General features: G+C 64.1%; 15 protein-coding genes. 10 read left to right on the top strand and 5 right to left on the bottom strand.

Annotation, left to right across the window (positions count from 1 at the left end; all coding sequences use genetic code 11):
- The first annotated feature begins 25 nt into the window (after nt 1–25).
- The 9 genes from ABIA70_RS00585 (at nt 26) to nrdF (ending at nt 10,458) form a co-directional block, all read left to right on the top strand.
- Nucleotides 26–1,402 (top strand): NAD(P)/FAD-dependent oxidoreductase, encoded by a 1,377-nt coding sequence (locus ABIA70_RS00585; RefSeq protein ID WP_354145697.1) that lies wholly within the window; start codon nt 26–28, stop codon nt 1,400–1,402.
- The gene (locus ABIA70_RS00580) at nt 1,399–2,130 is read left to right on the top strand and encodes a DUF1365 domain-containing protein (RefSeq protein WP_354145696.1); all 732 of its coding nucleotides are present in this window, start codon (nt 1,399–1,401) and stop codon (nt 2,128–2,130) included. The genes ABIA70_RS00585 and ABIA70_RS00580 overlap by 4 nt, the downstream gene beginning before the upstream one ends.
- Nucleotides 2,127–3,500 carry a class I SAM-dependent methyltransferase gene (locus tag ABIA70_RS00575; protein WP_354145695.1) on the top strand — a complete coding sequence of 458 codons (1,374 nt, stop codon included), beginning with the start codon at nt 2,127–2,129 and terminating at the stop codon, nt 3,498–3,500. Before ABIA70_RS00580 ends, ABIA70_RS00575 begins: the two co-directional genes overlap by 4 nt.
- Before the next feature lie 65 nt (nt 3,501–3,565).
- Nucleotides 3,566–5,353, top strand: a complete 1,788-nt coding sequence (locus ABIA70_RS00570; RefSeq protein ID WP_354145694.1) for a long-chain-fatty-acid--CoA ligase — start codon at nt 3,566–3,568, stop codon at nt 5,351–5,353.
- 345 nt (nt 5,354–5,698) lie between these two features.
- Nucleotides 5,699–5,944 (top strand): glutaredoxin-like protein NrdH, encoded by a 246-nt coding sequence (gene nrdH, locus ABIA70_RS00565; protein ID WP_131683980.1) that lies wholly within the window; start codon nt 5,699–5,701, stop codon nt 5,942–5,944.
- A gap of 51 nt (nt 5,945–5,995) precedes the next feature.
- Nucleotides 5,996–6,469: a class Ib ribonucleoside-diphosphate reductase assembly flavoprotein NrdI gene (nrdI, locus tag ABIA70_RS00560; RefSeq protein ID WP_354145693.1), complete on the top strand. Its 474-nt coding sequence runs from the start codon at nt 5,996–5,998 to the stop codon at nt 6,467–6,469.
- Between the two features lie 65 nt (nt 6,470–6,534).
- The gene (gene nrdE / locus ABIA70_RS00555; RefSeq protein WP_354146557.1) at nt 6,535–8,655 is read left to right on the top strand and encodes a class 1b ribonucleoside-diphosphate reductase subunit alpha; all 2,121 of its coding nucleotides are present in this window, start codon (nt 6,535–6,537) and stop codon (nt 8,653–8,655) included.
- Nucleotides 8,656–8,692: 37 nt separating this feature from the next.
- Nucleotides 8,693–9,487 (top strand): NUMOD3 domain-containing DNA-binding protein, encoded by a 795-nt coding sequence (locus tag ABIA70_RS00550; protein WP_354145692.1) that lies wholly within the window; start codon nt 8,693–8,695, stop codon nt 9,485–9,487.
- Nucleotides 9,484–10,458: a class 1b ribonucleoside-diphosphate reductase subunit beta gene (nrdF, locus tag ABIA70_RS00545; protein WP_108600538.1), complete on the top strand. Its 975-nt coding sequence runs from the start codon at nt 9,484–9,486 to the stop codon at nt 10,456–10,458. The genes ABIA70_RS00550 and nrdF overlap by 4 nt, the downstream gene beginning before the upstream one ends.
- Nucleotides 10,459–10,638: 180 nt before the next feature.
- Here the strand turns inward: nrdF and ABIA70_RS00540 are convergent, their stop codons facing one another.
- The 4 genes from ABIA70_RS00540 to ABIA70_RS00525 form a co-directional block, all read right to left on the bottom strand.
- Nucleotides 10,639–12,174 carry an HNH endonuclease signature motif containing protein gene (locus ABIA70_RS00540; RefSeq protein WP_354145691.1) on the bottom strand — a complete coding sequence of 512 codons (1,536 nt, stop codon included), beginning with the start codon at nt 12,172–12,174 and terminating at the stop codon, nt 10,639–10,641.
- A 115-nt stretch (nt 12,175–12,289) separates the two neighbouring features.
- Nucleotides 12,290–13,057 (bottom strand): SCO1664 family protein, encoded by a 768-nt coding sequence (locus tag ABIA70_RS00535; RefSeq protein ID WP_354145690.1) that lies wholly within the window; start codon nt 13,055–13,057, stop codon nt 12,290–12,292.
- Complete coding sequence (locus tag ABIA70_RS00530; RefSeq protein ID WP_354145689.1) at nt 13,057–13,611, bottom strand: DUF3090 domain-containing protein; 555 nt, start codon at nt 13,609–13,611, stop codon at nt 13,057–13,059. Before ABIA70_RS00530 ends, ABIA70_RS00535 begins: the two co-directional genes overlap by 1 nt.
- Before the next feature lie 24 nt (nt 13,612–13,635).
- A complete protein-coding gene (locus tag ABIA70_RS00525) occupies nt 13,636–14,328 on the bottom strand; it encodes a histidine phosphatase family protein (RefSeq protein ID WP_354145688.1) in 693 nt (230 codons plus the stop codon).
- Between the two features lie 217 nt (nt 14,329–14,545).
- Here ABIA70_RS00525 and ABIA70_RS00520 point away from each other — a divergent pair, with 217 nt between their 5' ends.
- On the top strand, nt 14,546–15,517 hold the full coding sequence (locus ABIA70_RS00520) for a metallophosphoesterase (RefSeq protein ID WP_354145687.1): 972 nt from the start codon (nt 14,546–14,548) through the stop codon (nt 15,515–15,517).
- A gap of 73 nt (nt 15,518–15,590) precedes the next feature.
- Here the strand turns inward: ABIA70_RS00520 and ABIA70_RS00515 are convergent, their stop codons facing one another.
- The gene (locus tag ABIA70_RS00515) at nt 15,591–15,953 is read right to left on the bottom strand and encodes a UBP-type zinc finger domain-containing protein (protein WP_354145686.1); all 363 of its coding nucleotides are present in this window, start codon (nt 15,951–15,953) and stop codon (nt 15,591–15,593) included.
- Nucleotides 15,954–16,140: the final 187 nt, after the last annotated feature.

The raw sequence follows: 16,140 nt of genomic DNA, 5'->3' as shown, positions 1-16,140 counted from the left end.
GCAGATGTTCAGCAGAGGAGCACAATTGTCAGCAAACCCAGCCTGGAGTGGAGGCGCGAGCCGGCGCATTGCCGTCATCGGAAGCGGTGTGGCCGGCCTGACGGCCGCCTATGTCCTGAACAGGGAAGACGACGTCACCCTGTTCGAGGCGGACAGCAGGCTCGGCGGCCACGCGCACACCCACGCCGTCCCGCAGCAGGACGGCAGCGTCCTGGGGATCGACACCGGTTTCATCGTCCATAACGAGCGGACGTACCCCACCCTGCTGCGGCTTTTTTCCGAGCTGGGCGTCCAGACCCAGGACTCCGAGATGAGCATGTCCGTCCGCTGTGACGGCTGCGGCCTGGAGTACGCCGGTGCCCGTGACGGCGCCCGCGGGATCATCGCCCGCCCCTCCAGCCTGTTGCGCGGACGCTACCTGCGGATGCTGCTGGAGGTCACGCGGTTCTACCGGAAGGCGCGTGCCCTGATCCAGGTTCCAGAGGCAGCCGCCGCGGCCGGCACGGACCCTGCGGAGCTGACCCTCGGCGAATTCCTGGCCCGGGAGCGGTTCAGTCCGTACTTCATCTCCCATTTCATGACCCCAGTTGTCAGCGCTGTCTGGTCCTGCGACCCCACCACGGCGCTGGCATATCCCGCGCGTTACCTCTTCACGTTCCTCGGCCATCACGGCATGCTGGGGGTCAAGGGTTCGCCGCAGTGGCGGACTGTCACGGGCGGGTCGGAGAGGTACGTGGAAAAGCTTGCGGCAACGTTGCCGGATATCAGGCGCAGCAGCCCCGTGACCGCCATCCGCCGCCATGCCCTTGGTGTTGAGCTTGTCACGGCCGAGGGGATCGAAGATTTCGACGCCGTGGTCATCGCAACCCACCCCGCCCAGGCCCTCAGCTTCCTTGCCGATGCCACCCTTGACGAGAAGGAAGCCCTTGGCGGCATGCCCTACTCCGTCAACCACACCGTTTTCCACCGGGACCCGGCGGTCCTTCCTGCCGCGGACAACGCCAAGGCCTCTTGGAACTACCGGCTTCCCGGCTGCGACGCACGCCCTGACAAGGTGCTGGTCAGCTACGACCTCACCAGGCTCCAGCGCCTGCAGCCCGCCGACGGCAAGCCGTACCTGGTGAGCCTGGGCGAGTCCGAGCTGATCGGGGAGAACCAGGTCCTGGAGCGCATGGTGTACGAGCACCCGCAGTACACCCCGGAGTCAGTGCGCGCGCAGCAGCGGATCGCTGCCCTGAGCGATAGCCGCATCGCCTACGCCGGCGCCTACCTGGGTTGGGGCTTCCACGAAGACGGTGCCCTGTCCGGGGTGCGGGCTGCCGCGCATCTGGGCCGGAGCTGGGACGGCCCTGAACTGCAGTCACCCGAGCCCGAACTGCAGACAGCCTCGGAGGGCACATGAGCTTCACTGCAGCCATCTACCGCACCTCCATCTCCCATGTGCGCAAGACCCCGCTGAAGAACGCCTTCACCTACCGGAGCTACAGCTGGTTTGTCGATGTGGACCGGCTCCCGGTCCTCCCGCGGATGCTGCGGCCGCTTGCGGACTTCAGGGCAGCCGACCACCTGGGAGATCCCGGTGCCAGCATCCGCAGCAATGTGGAACGGTTCCTGCGGACCCGGGGGATAGAGCCCGACGGCGGTGCCATCCGGATGCTGACCAGTGCCCGGGTGTTCGGGCACGTCTTCAACCCGCTCTCCCTTTTCTGGTGCTACCGGCAGTCCGGGGATCTGCAGTGCGTCATCGCGGAAGTCCATAACACGTACGGGGAACGCCACTGCTATGTCCTTGAAACGGATTCCGCCGGCCGCGCCAGTGTGCCCAAGGCGTTCTACGTTTCACCGTTCAATGATGTTGACGGGCAATACCGCATGAAAGTGCCCGCACCCCGGGAACGGCTCTCAGTTTCCATCGTCCTGGAGCGTGAGGGCCACCGGCCCTTCGTCGCCACCATGGACGGGGACCGGCGCCCCGCCACGGTCCCGAACATCCTGGCAGCGGCGGCGGCTGTCCCGGCCGCGCCGCTGCTGGTATCCGCTTTGATCCGGATACAGGGCATTAAACTCTGGGCAAGACGCCTGCCCGTCGTCAAAAGGCCACATCACCCCTCACAGGAGGCAGTTCAATGACTATGACCGATGAGAACGGAACGGCTGCAGCTGTAGAGGTTACAGCCGGGAAGTCAGCAGCGCGGCACCCGGTGAACGTGCCAAACGGTGCCGGGGTACCGGCGTCGCCCGCCACCATCGATCCGGAAGTGTGGCCCGGTGTTGCCCAGCCGCCGTCGGGAACTAAAGCCCTGGTGGCGGGCAAAGCCGCAGGGCTCCTTTTCAAAGCCGCCCTCCGCCGGCTGCCCGTCATCGTGGCCTACCCGGACGGCTCCGTCGTGGGCGCAGGCGGCCCCGATGCCCCCGTGATGACCATGGTGCGGCCCGAGGCGTTCGAGGCCAGGATCGGGGACAACGGCCTGATCGGGCTGGGCGAGTCCTTCATGGCCGGCGACTGGGAAGCATCCGATCTCGCGGCGGTTCTGGAGGTCTTCGCCGCCTCAGTGGACACGCTGATCCCCAAACCGCTCCAGCAACTGCGGACCCTTTACCTGCCCCGGACTCCGCGGCACGAGCAGAACGCCGAGCAGAACACCCGCAGCAACATCTCGCGCCACTACGACCTCTCCAACGAGCTCTTTTCCAACTTCCTGGACGGGACCATGAGCTACTCGTCCGCGCTCTTCCCGCTCGCCGACGGCGCGCTGGACTCGGTGCCCTGGGAAGCACTGGCCGAGGCCCAGCAGGCCAAGATCGACAGGCTCCTGGACAAGGCCGGCGTCCGTAGCGGCACCCGCCTTCTGGAGATCGGCACCGGGTGGGGCGAACTGGCCCTGCGCGCAGCAGCCAGGGGCGCCACTGTCTACAGCGTCACGCTCTCCAGCGAACAGCAGGCCCTGGCACAGGAACGCATCGCGGACGCAGGCTACGCCGGCCAGGTCACCGTGGCCCTGCAGGACTACAGGGCGGTGGAGGGCGAGTTCGACGCCGTGGTGTCCGTGGAGATGATCGAGGCCGTGGGGTATGAGTACTGGCCCATCTACTTCCAGACCATCGACAGGGTGCTGGCCCCGGGCGGGAAGGTGGCCATCCAGGCCATCACCATGCCGCACGGCCGCATGCTGGCGACCCGCAACGCCTACACCTGGGTGCACAAGTACATCTTCCCGGGCGGGTTCCTGCCCTCGGTGCGGGCCATCGAGGGCGTCACCCAGCAGCACACCACGCTCCGCGTCCGGGAACGGATGGGCATGGGCGACCACTACGCGGCCACCCTGCGGCTCTGGGAGGAACGGTTCATCGCGCGCTCGCAGGAAGTGGGGGAGCTGGGCTTCGATGCCGTGTTCCAGCGGATGTGGATTTTCTACCTGGCCTACTCGCGGGCAGGTTTCCAGTCCGGCTACCTCGATGTGCAGCAGATCGTGCTGGACCGCAGGGAGGCGCAGCTCTAGTAGGGTGATTCGGGCGTGCCCATGGTTCGCAGACCCCGGCGGATTCCAGTGGCAAAGGACTGATCATGAAGTGGAAAACCACCTGGAAAGCACCTGGCGGCAATGCAGGGAACGGCGCAGCTCCCCAGCCGGAGCAGCCGTGGAGTGAACGCCCCTGGACCCGGTCCTACGGCCCGGGGGTCCCGGCCGGCCTGGCGCTCCCGGAGGGTTCGCTGGTGGACCTCGTCGACCAGTCGGTACGGCGGTACGGGTCCAGGACCGCCCTGGAGTTCTTTGGCGCCCGGACCAGCTACCGCGAGCTCGGAACACAGATCAGCCGGGCTGCCGCAGGCCTGAAGAAACTGGGTGTGAAGGCCGGGGACAGGGTTGCCCTCGTCATGCCGAACTGCCCGCAGCACGTCGTCGCGTTCCATGCCGTGCTGCGCCTGGGGGCGGTCGTGGTGGAACACAATCCCCTCTATACGGACCGCGAACTGCGGCACCTGTTCGAGGACCACGGGGCAACCATCGCAATTGTCTGGGACAAGGCACTGGAGCGGGTCCGCCATCTGCCGGCCGACGTCGGGCTCCGCAGTATCGTTTCGGTGGAACTGATTCCCGCGATGCCGCTGTTGCAGCGGCTGGCGCTGCGGCTGCCGGTTCCTGCCGCCCGGAAGGCCCGCGCCGCCCTCACCGTCAGCAAGCAGGAGACGAAAGCACAGCCGGCGCCGGCTGTGCGGCCGGTGCTGCCGTGGCGGGAACTGCTCGGCGCCGGAGAGCTCAAAAGGAAGCATCCCCGGCCCGCCGCCCAGGACCTCGCAGTCCTCCAGTACACCTCCGGCACCACGGGGCCGCCCAAGGCTGCCATGCTCAGCCATGCCAATCTGCAGGCGAACGCCGCGCAGGGCCGGGCCTGGGTCCCGGGGCTCCAGGAAGGCAAGGAAACCGTGTACGCGGTCCTGCCGCTCTTCCACGCCTACGGCCTGACGTTGTGCATGACCTTCGCGTTGAGCATCGGCGCGAAGCTGGTCCTGTTTCCCAAGTTCGACGTCGACCTTGTACTGAAGGCGTTCAGGAAGTCACCGGCAACGTTCCTGCCTGCCGTGCCGCCCATCTACGACCGGATAGCCGCCGCCGCGGCCGAACGCGGCATCGGGCTGGAAAGCATCCGCTTTTCCATCTCCGGCGCCATGAACCTGCCGACGGCCACGGTGGAGACCTGGGAGAAAGCCACGGGCGGCTACCTGATCGAGGGCTACGGGCTGACCGAAACGTCCCCGATTGCGATCGGGAACCCCTTCGGCCCCACGCGTAAGCCGGGGACGGTGGGCGTTCCGTTCCCGCTGACCGACATCCGGGTGGTGGATCCCAGGAACACCGCGCTGGACCGGGCCCCGGGCGAGGAAGGGGAGCTCCTGATCCGCGGCCCCCAGGTGTTCTCCGGCTACTGGAACCGGCCCGAGGAGACAGAGGACGCACTGCTCGACGGCGGCTGGTTCCGCACCGGGGACATCGTCTCCGTGGACGACGACTACTTCGTCACCATCCGGGACCGGATCAAGGAACTGATCATCACGGGCGGCTTCAACGTCTCGCCGAGCGAGGTGGAGGACGTCATAGCCGCCTTCCCGGGCGTTTCGGAAGTCTCCGTCGTCGGGCTGCCCCGTCCTGGAGGCGGCGAAGACGTGGTGGCCGCCGTGGTGCCCAGCCCCGGAACCACCCTTGATTCCGCGGCGCTCCTGGCCTTCGCCCGAGAGAACCTCACCGCCTACAAGGTTCCGCGCCGGGTGGTGGTGCTCGACTCCCTCCCACGTTCACTCATTGGCAAAGTCCTGCGCCGGGAGATCCGGGACAAGCTGGTGGCCCAGGGCTGAGCCGGGTCCGGCGGCCCGTCCCCATGTGCCCCTGACCACTACATGTAGTGGTCTGCCACTCGTTCCAAACGCGCCGCCACCAGGCGCGACACGCCGTCCGGAAAACGACACGCGGGCCGTTAAATGTGGCTAAGTACTCCACAGGGTGTGGATTTCGTCCGCGAAAATGCCTGAAATCCGGACATTTTGCGGGCCTTTGCCTGTGGATTAAAAGTGCATTAAATGACATACTTGTAATACATCATCTTGGGGTTCCGGAGAGCCGTCTGCACTACATGTAGTATCGACGTACAGCTTGGGCGGGACAAAGACGAGCGAAGATTTCGATAAAAGGGGACAGGGACCATGACCGTTACGGTTTACACAAAGCCGGCTTGTGTTCAGTGCAACGCAACCTACCGTGCGCTGGACAAAAAGGGCATCACTTACCAGAGCGTTGACATCTCCCAGGACGCCGAGGCCCTTGAGCGACTGAAGGCCCTGGGTTACATGCAGGCTCCCGTAGTGGTCACCGACCAGGACCACTGGTCAGGCTTCCGCCCGGACAAGATTGAGGAACTGGCCCTGGCGTCCGTTTCCTCCGTGGCCTAGGCCGCACTTTCCGCCATTCGGCAACCCATCAACACTCCTGAGGTAACTCCCGTGGCAGCACTGGCAGTGGCCGAGGCCCAAGTGGCCGGGTTGCCGCCTGTCACCACGCAGAGCCAGCTCATCTACTTTTCCTCCACCTCCGAGAACACCAGCCGCTTCGTCTCAAAGCTCGGCCGGGAAAACGCTCGGATCCCGCTTCATTCAAAAGACGCACCCCTTCTCGCCACCCGGCCGTTCGTGCTGGTGCTGCCGACGTACGGCGGTACCGGGGGAGAGGGATCAGTACCCAAGCAGGTCATCCGCTTTCTGAACAACCCGCAGAACAGGAAACTGATCCGCGGTGTCATCGGTGCCGGCAACACAAACTTCGGGGACAACTACTGCATGGCTGCGGACATCATCGCCGCCAAATGCCGGGTACCCCGGCTCTACCGTTTCGAACTCATGGGCACGCCAGAAGACGTGGCCCGGGTCAACCAAGGATTGGATACGTTTTGGACACGACTGTCTCAGACACAGAAGTAACCAGGGCCGAAGGCCAGGGAACCCGTGTTGCTGAAAAGCACGGCGTGGACCTGGAGAAGGCCGAAATGCCGGCGGCTTACAAGGGCCTGGGCTACCACGAGCTGAACGCCATGCTCAACCTGTATGGCCCCAACGGCGAGATCCAGTTCGAGGCTGACCGCGAGGCTGCGCACCAGTACTTCCTGCAGCACGTGAACAACAACACCGTTTTCTTCCATGACCTGGAGGAGAAACTCGATTACCTGGTGAAGAACCAGTACTACGAGCGCGAAACCCTCGACCAGTACACGATGAACTTCATCCGCGAGCTCTACAACCGCGCGTACAAGAAGAAGTTCCGCTTCGAGACCTTCCTGGGCGCGTTCAAGTTCTACACCTCCTACACGCTGAAGACGTTCGACGGCAAGCGTTTCCTGGAGCGCTACGAGGACCGGGTGTGCATGGTTGCCCTGCACCTGGCCCGCGGCGACGAGCAGCTCGCCCTGCAGATGGTGGACGAGATCATCGAAGGCCGCTTCCAGCCGGCCACCCCCACTTTCCTGAACGCCGGCAAGCGCCAGCGCGGCGAGCTGGTCTCCTGCTTCCTGCTCCGCATCGAAGACAACATGGAGTCGATCGGCCGGTCCATCAACTCCGCCCTGCAGCTGTCCAAGCGCGGCGGGGGTGTGGCGTTCGCGCTGACCAACATCCGCGAGGTCGGCGCCCCGATCAAGCAGATCGAGAACCAGTCCTCCGGTGTCATCCCCGTGATGAAGCTCCTCGAGGACAGCTTCTCCTACGCCAACCAGCTCGGTGCCCGCCAGGGTGCCGGCGCTGTGTACCTGCACGCGCACCACCCGGACATCTACCGCTTCCTGGACACCAAGCGCGAGAATGCGGATGAGAAGATCCGCATCAAGACCCTCTCGCTGGGTGTTGTCATCCCGGACATCACGTTCGAGCTGGCCAAGAAGGACGAGGACATGTACCTGTTCTCCCCCTACGACGTCGAACGCGTCTACGGCATGCCGTTCTCGGACGTCTCGGTCACCGAGAAGTACTACGAGATGGTGGACGATTCCCGGATCAAGAAGACCAAGATCAAGGCGCGTGAGTTCTTCCAGACGCTCGCCGAGATCCAGTTCGAGTCCGGCTACCCGTACATCATGTTCGAGGACACCGTGAACCGGGAGAACCCGATTGACGGCAAGATCATCATGTCCAACCTGTGCTCGGAGATCCTCCAGGTCTCCCAGCCCACCACGTACAACGATGACCTGTCCTACGCCGAGACAGGCAAGGACATCTCCTGCAACCTGGGCTCGCTGAACATCGCCAAGACCATGGACAGCCCGGACTTCGGCCTGACCATCGAGACGGCCATCCGGTCCCTCTCGGCAGTCTCGGACATGTCCAACATCACCTCGGTGCCCTCCATCGCCCGCGGCAACGACCAAAGCCACGCCATTGGCCTCGGCCAGATGAACCTGCACGGTTACCTTGCCCGCGAGCGGGTCCACTACGGGTCCGAAGAGGGCCTGGACTTCACCAACATCTACTTCTACTCGGTGGTGTACCACGCGGTCCGCGCCTCCAATAAGCTGGCCATCCAGACCGGCCAGACGTTCGGCGGCTTCGAGAAGTCCAAGTACGCCTCGGGTGAGTTCTTCGACAAGTACACCGACCGCGAGTGGGTGCCCCAGACCGCGAAGGTTGCGGAGCTGTTCAAGAACATCCACATCCCCACCCAGGATGACTGGCGCGAGCTGAAGGCTTCGGTCATGGAGCACGGCATCTACAACCAGAACCTGCAGGCCGTGCCTCCCACGGGCTCGATCTCCTACATCAACAACTCCACCTCCTCGATCCACCCGGTGGCGTCCAAGATCGAGATCCGCAAGGAAGGCAAGCTGGGCCGCGTGTACTACCCGGCGCCGTACCTCACCAACGACAACCTGGAGTACTACCAGGACGCGTACGAACTCGGCTACGAGAAAGTCATCGACACCTACGCCGCTGCAACCCAGCACGTTGACCAGGGCCTGTCCCTGACGCTGTTCTTCAAGGACACCGCCACCACGCGTGACATCAACAAGGCCCAGATCTACGCCTGGAAAAAGGGCATTAAGACCATCTACTACATCCGTCTCCGCCAGCTCGCGCTGGAGGGAACTGAGGTGGACAACTGCGTTTCATGTATGTTGTGATCAACCGAAATAGGTTGACTTTCATTTAGGGGGTTGAATGATGGAAACGACGACGGCGCCAGGCGGCTTGGTCTACGGCATCCGGCTTCGGCGGGAGGTCGAGTACCGCTATGTCGGTATCACCACCAAGACGGCCAGTCGTCGTTTCCATCAGCACCTCCGGGTTGCCGCCGAGGGGCGAAAGACGCCATTCTATGACTGGGTTCGAAAGCAGGACCCCGCCGATCTCATTGCTGACGAGCTTGACTGGATCGAAGGTTTGCCCGAACTGGGCCAGGCAGAGGTGGACTGGATCAGTTACCTGCGCCGCGAGGGGGACCGCCTGCTCAATCTTTCGGAGGGCGGACTCGGTCCGACCGGCGTTGTCTGGACGACGGAGATGAGGGAAGCCGCAAGTATCCGTGGCACGGGGCGGAAGGGGTCAAGCCGGCCTGGCCCTGCAAATCCGTTCTATGGCCGGGAGCACAGCGAGGAGCAGCGAAAGAAATGGGAAGCCGATCGAAAGGGCACCTATTCTGGTGCGGACAATCCGAACTTCGGTAAGTTCGGGGCGGATCACCCGAGTTTTGGACACGCCATGAGTGAAGAATCCCGTGCTGCGCTCTCGGAAGCGAGGAAGGGCGCTGGTAACCCCAACTTCGGGAAAAAGGCCAGCGCCGAAACCCGTGCGAAAATGTCTGCGGTCCGGAAGGGCCAGCCAATGCCCTCCAGCCAACGCAGTGCCCACACCAGACATCACACCAACAAAGGCATAGAGAAAGCCGACTGCAGATTCTGCGTCGAGGACTCAGCCAAACCAAGTCTCTCATCAGAAAGCGAGTCGGAGTCATGACAGAAAAAGTAAAGCTTCTCAGCCATGTTGAGGCGATCAACTGGAACCGCATCCAGGACGAAAAGGACGTTGACGTCTGGAACCGTCTTGTCAACAACTTCTGGCTGCCGGAGAAGATCCCGCTGTCCAACGACGTCCAGTCGTGGGCCACGCTGACCCCCGACGAGCAGCAGCTCACCATGCGCGTGTTCACGGGGCTGACGCTGCTGGACACCATCCAGGGAACCGTTGGCGCCGTCTCTTTGATTCCGGACGCACTGACCCCGCACGAAGAGGCCGTGTACACGAACATAGCCTTCATGGAGTCCGTGCACGCCAAGAGCTACTCCTCCATCTTCTCCACGCTGGCCTCCACCAAGGAGATCGACGAAGCCTTCCGCTGGTCCACCGAGAACGCCAACCTTCAGAAGAAGGCGCAGATCGTCATGGACTACTACCAGGGCGATGACCCGCTGAAGCGCAAGGTGGCCTCCACGCTGCTGGAGAGCTTCCTGTTCTACTCGGGCTTCTACCTGCCGATGTACTGGTCCTCGAGGGCCAAGCTGACGAACACGGCTGACCTGATCCGTCTGATCATCCGCGATGAGGCCGTGCACGGCTACTACATCGGCTACAAGTTCCAGAAGGGCCTCGAAGGCCTGTCCGAGGAGCGCAAGCAGGAGATCAAGGACTACACGTTCGAGCTGCTCTTCGAGCTGTACGAGAACGAAGTCCAGTACACCCACGATCTCTACGACTCCGTCGGCCTGGCCGAGGACGTCAAGAAGTTCCTGCACTACAACGCCAACAAAGCGCTGATGAACCTCGGCTACGAAGCGATGTTCCCGGCCTCGGTCACCGACGTGAACCCGGCTATCCTCTCGGCTCTGTCACCGAACGCTGATGAGAACCACGACTTCTTCTCCGGGTCGGGTTCCTCGTACGTCATCGGTAAGGCTGTCAATACTGAGGATGATGACTGGGACTTCTAGAACCCGGCAATACTTTCGGGATTTGATAGTAGGGGACTCCGCACGCCGCGTGCGGGGTCCCCTTTGCGATGGCGAAAGCCGATGCGGATCCAGCATCCGGGATGGGCGGTGGCGCAGCGGAGCCCAGGGGGGCAGCGGAGCCCAAAGGCAGCGGAGACCTGACGGGTCCGTCCGGAAAGCTCACCTTCTACCGAGGTACGCGTGAAGGCAGTCTTCTCCTGCCGAGCGCGGTATCTGGAGATAATCCGCAGGCCCACCCGCGGCGGTGAAGGCAGGGGGATAGGGCCCAGTGCGGTGGCCCTCGCCGGCTCGCGGCCACAATGAAGTCGGCCAATGAGGCGGTTCCCAATCCTGTTGTTCGCTTTTGTATTTCCGCCCTGAGGGTGAGATCCAACCGGGCGACGCATTCTTTGTTGCCGGCGTCGGTCTCCAGCCGACGGCGTGTTTGAGCCTGTGGTGCTTGGCACATAGCTGTCCCAGGTTGCTGATTCCGGTGGTTCCGCCGTGATGCCAGGCCAGGAGGTGGTCTGCCTCGTTGTCCACGGAATGGTTGCTGCAACCTGGGAACGAGCACTTGCCGTCGCGCATCCGTAGCCAGTTCCGCATTGCCTTTGTGAGCCTGTAACTGGTCCTGCTGATTTCCAAAGGCGCCCCGTCCCGTGGATCCACGAGCACCCGGTGGAACGAGTCAGCTCCGTTCGCCACCAGGGCCCGCGCCATGGAGGCGGGGATGGGCCCGTACCCGTCGAGCATCGCCGGCTCTTCGGTCAGCCCGAGCAGGGATAAGACGGGAACGGTGACCAGGACTTCCGCCCGGGGCGTGGCGACATCTGCGAGGCCGGCGTGCCCCTCCTTGCCCCCAGTCCCGCTGCTGCCGACGCTGTCGCCGGGGCGAGTGCAGCTGTTATGGCTTCGGAGGGCGGCCGCGGCGAAGGCGTCTGCCCGTAGCTGCGTGAGCGTCCGGTCCTCGTGGGGACCTTGCAGGCCCCGGGCGATGGCGGTAAAGCGGTTCCAGATCGCCACTGCCTGGTCCGCGGGAAGGTACGCAGACAGCCGCGCCATGCCATCGTGCTCCGGGGCATATTCCAGGCACCTGTCCTGCGCGCCTTTGATGTGGCGTTTCTCGATGCTGTCCGGGTGGTGGCGTTCCCGCCACGTGCGGGCCTTCTGCCGGAACCTGTAGGCGGGCATCTCGCCGGCCGGGCAACCGCTGGCAGGGTTGGGCGCGTCAGGGTCGAGGAAGTGGGCTTCCAGCGCCCCAGCTGCGACGTGGTCAAGGGTGGCGGTCTCGTCCACCATCACCCTGGCGTGCTGCCACGACACCGTTCCCGCCTGCAGGGCTGCCAAGGTTCTTGGCAGAGAGTTTGCCAAGGCGTAGGACTGGGACAGAAGTGCGCCTGCGGCCCCGTCGCCAATGGCCAGTACGCAGCCCACCTCTGCGGCGATGGCCATTTCCTGCGCTTGGACTGGCATTTCCGGAGGCGCCGCGGACCGTGCGGAGTCGGCGTATTTAGCGGCCCCTGCCGCCTTCAATGCCGCGACCCGCGCCTCGGTCCGTGCAACTCCGGCGAGGATATCCAAGCACCCATCCGCAATGTCGGCCAGCGGATCGGTGTCAGAGAGCAACCCGAAACCGGATTGAGCCACCTCAGCGTGAAGCATGGCAATGGCGGCGCCGATCGCCTCAAAAGCCTTCACCACCGCTTCGCTTGCCATATACCGATTATGGAAGGGGGGTCTGACATTTTGCGTAGTGCGTGAACTGGTCCAAGCGAGCGGCACGGGCTCGGCCTCAACCCAATCATCAGCGAAGGCCGTGGCCGTGATTCCCTTAGAACAGCGGCCAGGGCACCGCCGACATCTCACCGCTCGGAGCCGGGAACCGACCCGCCAAGCGCAACCGGGCGCAGCGCGCGGCGAGCGCCGCGATTTCTTCGGCGCTGAGCAGGTCCGCCAGGTTTCGGCCCAGCTCACCGTCCAGTCCTTCGCTGACACGGTCGATGCCCTCAAGTTCCTCGAGGGTCAGAGCGTCGCCCAGCCACCCCCACAGCACCGTGCGCAGCTTGTGGTCACGGTGGAAGGTGAGCCCGTGGTCCACGCCGTGCCGGTGTCCGTCCGTCATGGCAAGGATGTGGTCACCTTTTCGGTCGGCATTGTTTACGACGACGTCGAACACGGCCATGCGTCTAAGCGCGGGAGAGTCCTCATGTATGAGGGCGACCATCCGTCCGTTCTCATCCTCACCCTCGAGGACGTGTTTCCAACCGGCCTCCGGTACGTCGTCCGACGCAACGAGGTCTACCGCGTCCTGTCCGGGGTCTGTCTCCTGCCACAGCTGCACCATCCCTTCACCGAACGGACCATCGCGCAGCCAGGTGCGAGGCACTACGCTCCAGCCGAGGACCTCCGAGACCAGGTAGGCGGCAACCTCCCGGTGGGCAAGGACGCCGTCGGGAAAATCCCACAGCGGTTTCTCCCCGGCTATCGGCTTATAGACAACCGTCACGTCGCCAATGCTGCCCAGGAAGGTGGCGTTCGACGCCGTCGTGATGCGCCCACTGAGCGTGAACTCGGCCGTTGCCAGGTCAGGCGCCGGCATCAGACCTCGGGCAGAGTGCAGACATGCCCGTCGGCGTCTACGGGGTAACCGCAGAGGGGGCAGGCGGGACGCCCGGCGCCCACAACCTCTCGCGTGCGCTTAGCGAATGCGCGGGCAGTGCCAACCGGCATCCGCACCAGCAGCATTTCGGGCACATCCGGTTCGTCCTCATCAAGGGATTCGTCGTCGTTATCAGCGTCGACCTCGGTGATCGGATAGGCCTCTATCACGACCTGCGCCGTCGTCGGGTCCCAACCTAAGCTCATGGCGCCGGTCCGAAACTGCTCCTGAACGGCCTCGAGCTGGTCATTGTCCACCAATTCAATGGGGGTACTGGTGGGAACGCTGTGGGGGTTGCCCTCGACGGTAAGGAGCTGGTCGAGAATTTCGTCGATTTTATCGGCGAGCAGAGCCGACTGCTGCTTTTCCAGGGCAATACTCACGATCTGCGTCCCGCCGCGCACCTGCAGGTAGAACGTGCGCGCCCCCGGAAGGCCGATGGTGCCAACGACGACCCGATCAGGCCAGGCAAACTCATGAACACGTGTAGGCATGTTCAGTATTTTAGGCCATGAGGTTCATGGCGCCTTTTGCCCTGCTCCGCCGCCCACCGGCGCGTCGCCAGAGTGGATGCCGTTCGACAGCCACGACAGATCCCCCGCGTCGGTGTTGGTCGCGTAGACGCTCGGCCGACTGGCGCCGTAGCGCACGATCGATGCGGAGGCGGGGCCCACGTTAATGCGCTGGAACAGGTCAAGGTGCATGCCGAGCGCGTCGGCGAGGATTGACTTGATGATGTCACCGTGACTCACCGCCACCCACACGGCCCCTGGCCCGTACTCGGCTTCGAAGGCTGCATCGTGGCGTCGAATTGCGGCCACCGACCGGGCCTGCATCGCGGCCATGGATTCGCCGCCGGGAAAGACGACGGCGGACGGTTGCGACTGCACAACCGGCCACAGATCCTCGGTTGCAAGATCACTGAGCGTGCGGCCCTGCCACTGGCCGTAATCGCACTCGGTGAGATCGGATTCCAACGGCGCGTACGGCGTGCCGGCCTGGCGGTCGAGGATGAGCCGGGCAGTCTGCTGACAGCGCTCAAGAGGGCTCGACACCACCCCAACTACGGGCACCGCCGCGAGCCGCTCTCCGGTCAAGGCCGCCTGCTCGCGCCCGATCTGGTCCAGGCTGACACCGGCGGCCCGACCGGCCAGCAGTCCGGTGGCATTGGCTGTGGTGCGGCCGTGCCGCACGAGAATAACTGTCGCCATCCACCCAGCCTAACCATCCGCTCGACGGCTGTTTACGCACACCCTGGAAATTTGCCGGCCAACTTGCCACCATCGGTGTGTCCCGGACGGCTGGACCATCGGCTGCCCACTGCGACTTCGGCCGGAGTTTACTGGGCAGCCCTCGCTTCGTTGCCACGGCGTCACCTGGCCCTGTTTCGCTCGTGCTGTTGCTTTTACTATCACTCAGGAGCTCACGATGCCGATCCAGTTCCCCACGCCCCTCACCAACCATGGCCAGAGCCGCCGCAGCTTCCTGGGCATGAGCGCGGGCGCGGCCGCCGCTTTTGCCGTCTCCGGGGCGCCGGTTGCAGCAGCGGCAACGTCCCGCGGCGCTGAGCCGCCGCTGCGATTCGGTGTCATTGCCGACTGCCAGTACGCCGACAAGCCCGACCGCGGCGTCCGGCTATACCGGCAGTCGATTAGCAAGCTGCAGGAGGCAGTGGCCACTCTCAACGAGGAGGACCTCCGGTTCGCGCTGCACCTCGGCGACTTCGTTGACGAGTTCCCGGAGAGCTTTGATGCTGTGATGCCGATCTGGGATCAGCTGAGGATGTCGAAGTACCACGTTCTGGGCAACCATGACTTCCAGATGCCCCGCGAGGACGTGCTGCGTACCTTAGACATGCCGGCCTCCTACCACCAGTTCCGCCGCAACGGCTGGCGATTCATCATTGTGGACACGAACGACGTCAGCACCTACGGCAACCCTGAAGGCTCCGCCAGCTACGCACTGGCCGAGGAGATGCGGGCCGGGCTGCAGGCGGCGGGCAAGCCAAACGGCCAGACCTGGAACGGCGGCGTTGGTGCCGAGCAGCTCGCCTGGATCGAGCAGACCCTTGAGCTCGCTCGCCACAACGGGGAGAAGGTGGTACTCAATGCGCACCACCCTGTCTTCCCCCTCAACCAGCACAACGCCTACAACGACACCACACTCGTGGACCTGGTGACCTCCTACGACAATGTCGTCGCCTGGTTCAACGGCCACAACCACGCAGGGAACTACGGCTTCGCCGGTGGCACTCACTTCATCACTTTCAAGGGGATGCTCGACACGACCGTGAATTCCTACGCCACTGTCCAGGCGTTCGAGGACCGCCTTGTGGTGGAAGGATTCGGTCGCGAGCCGAATCGGATCGTCCCCATCGGCGCCCCTGCATACGAGGTCTGATTGAGAAGTCGCCCGCGGCGGTGAGATGCCTCAGACCCCTTCTTGCGTCAGTGAGGTTGCTCTGCATCCGCGGTTACCGGTGCAGGTGCTCCCGCCAGTCTTCAGGCACCTTGTCTGCCGGCGCAGGCGAAGGCTGCGCCGGTGGCCTGGACTGAGGATCCGGAAGCCGCGGGCCGCGAAAGAACTTCTGCGTGGTGTGCTCGTAGAACCAGTCCTCCCCAGGTTCAAAGGACCTTATGACAGGGTGACCTTCAGTGCGCGCGTGGGCGCTGGCATGCTGTGAGGGTGATGCATCGCAGCATCCGATGTGGCCGCATTGGGCACAGCGGCGAAGATGCAGCCACCATCCCGGGCCGTCACCGCTGAGGCACTCCAGACACCCTGTTCCACTGGGCAAGGCGACGAGGCTGATTCCCGGAACCTTACGGTCTTCCATGGGGTCCTCCATTCCCATCGCTGCGGTTCTGCCCAGGCCATCCCGCCCGCCCGCCGTCGGGAGCCATTGTGGCAGAATCTCCGCGCCCATGGAATGCCAGGACCGAGGCGACCAACGGCCCTTGTCCCCGATGTCCCGGCGCGGGTATCGTGATCGCCACCGAACCAGTGAACCGGAAAGACGGCGG

Origin of the sequence: Arthrobacter sp. 754, from assembly GCF_040548695.1 — a bacterium.
Taxonomy (GTDB): domain Bacteria; phylum Actinomycetota; class Actinomycetes; order Actinomycetales; family Micrococcaceae; genus Arthrobacter.
Note: the sequence above shows the minus strand (reverse complement) of the source record. Positions and strands in the feature narration are given on the sequence as shown.

Bases quoted from the DNA above. Each gene is read 5' to 3' on its own strand.
- ABIA70_RS00520 (WP_354145687.1), top strand. From the start codon at position 14,546: ATGCCGATCCAGTTCCCCACGCCCCTCACCAACCATGGCCAGAGCCGC.
- nrdH (WP_131683980.1), top strand. From the start codon at position 5,699: ATGACCGTTACGGTTTACACAAAGCCGGCTTGTGTTCAGTGCAACGCA.
- ABIA70_RS00530 (WP_354145689.1), bottom strand. From the start codon at position 13,611: ATGCCTACACGTGTTCATGAGTTTGCCTGGCCTGATCGGGTCGTCGTT.
- ABIA70_RS00525 (WP_354145688.1), bottom strand. From the start codon at position 14,328: ATGGCGACAGTTATTCTCGTGCGGCACGGCCGCACCACAGCCAATGCC.
- ABIA70_RS00535 (WP_354145690.1), bottom strand. From the start codon at position 13,057: ATGCCGGCGCCTGACCTGGCAACGGCCGAGTTCACGCTCAGTGGGCGC.
- ABIA70_RS00550 (WP_354145692.1), top strand. From the start codon at position 8,693: ATGATGGAAACGACGACGGCGCCAGGCGGCTTGGTCTACGGCATCCGG.
- nrdE (WP_354146557.1), top strand. From the start codon at position 6,535: ATGCCGGCGGCTTACAAGGGCCTGGGCTACCACGAGCTGAACGCCATG.
- ABIA70_RS00540 (WP_354145691.1), bottom strand. From the start codon at position 12,174: ATGGCAAGCGAAGCGGTGGTGAAGGCTTTTGAGGCGATCGGCGCCGCC.
- ABIA70_RS00515 (WP_354145686.1), bottom strand. From the start codon at position 15,953: ATGGAAGACCGTAAGGTTCCGGGAATCAGCCTCGTCGCCTTGCCCAGT.
- ABIA70_RS00570 (WP_354145694.1), top strand. From the start codon at position 3,566: ATGAAGTGGAAAACCACCTGGAAAGCACCTGGCGGCAATGCAGGGAAC.
- ABIA70_RS00575 (WP_354145695.1), top strand. From the start codon at position 2,127: ATGACTATGACCGATGAGAACGGAACGGCTGCAGCTGTAGAGGTTACA.
- ABIA70_RS00580 (WP_354145696.1), top strand. From the start codon at position 1,399: ATGAGCTTCACTGCAGCCATCTACCGCACCTCCATCTCCCATGTGCGC.
- nrdF (WP_108600538.1), top strand. From the start codon at position 9,484: ATGACAGAAAAAGTAAAGCTTCTCAGCCATGTTGAGGCGATCAACTGG.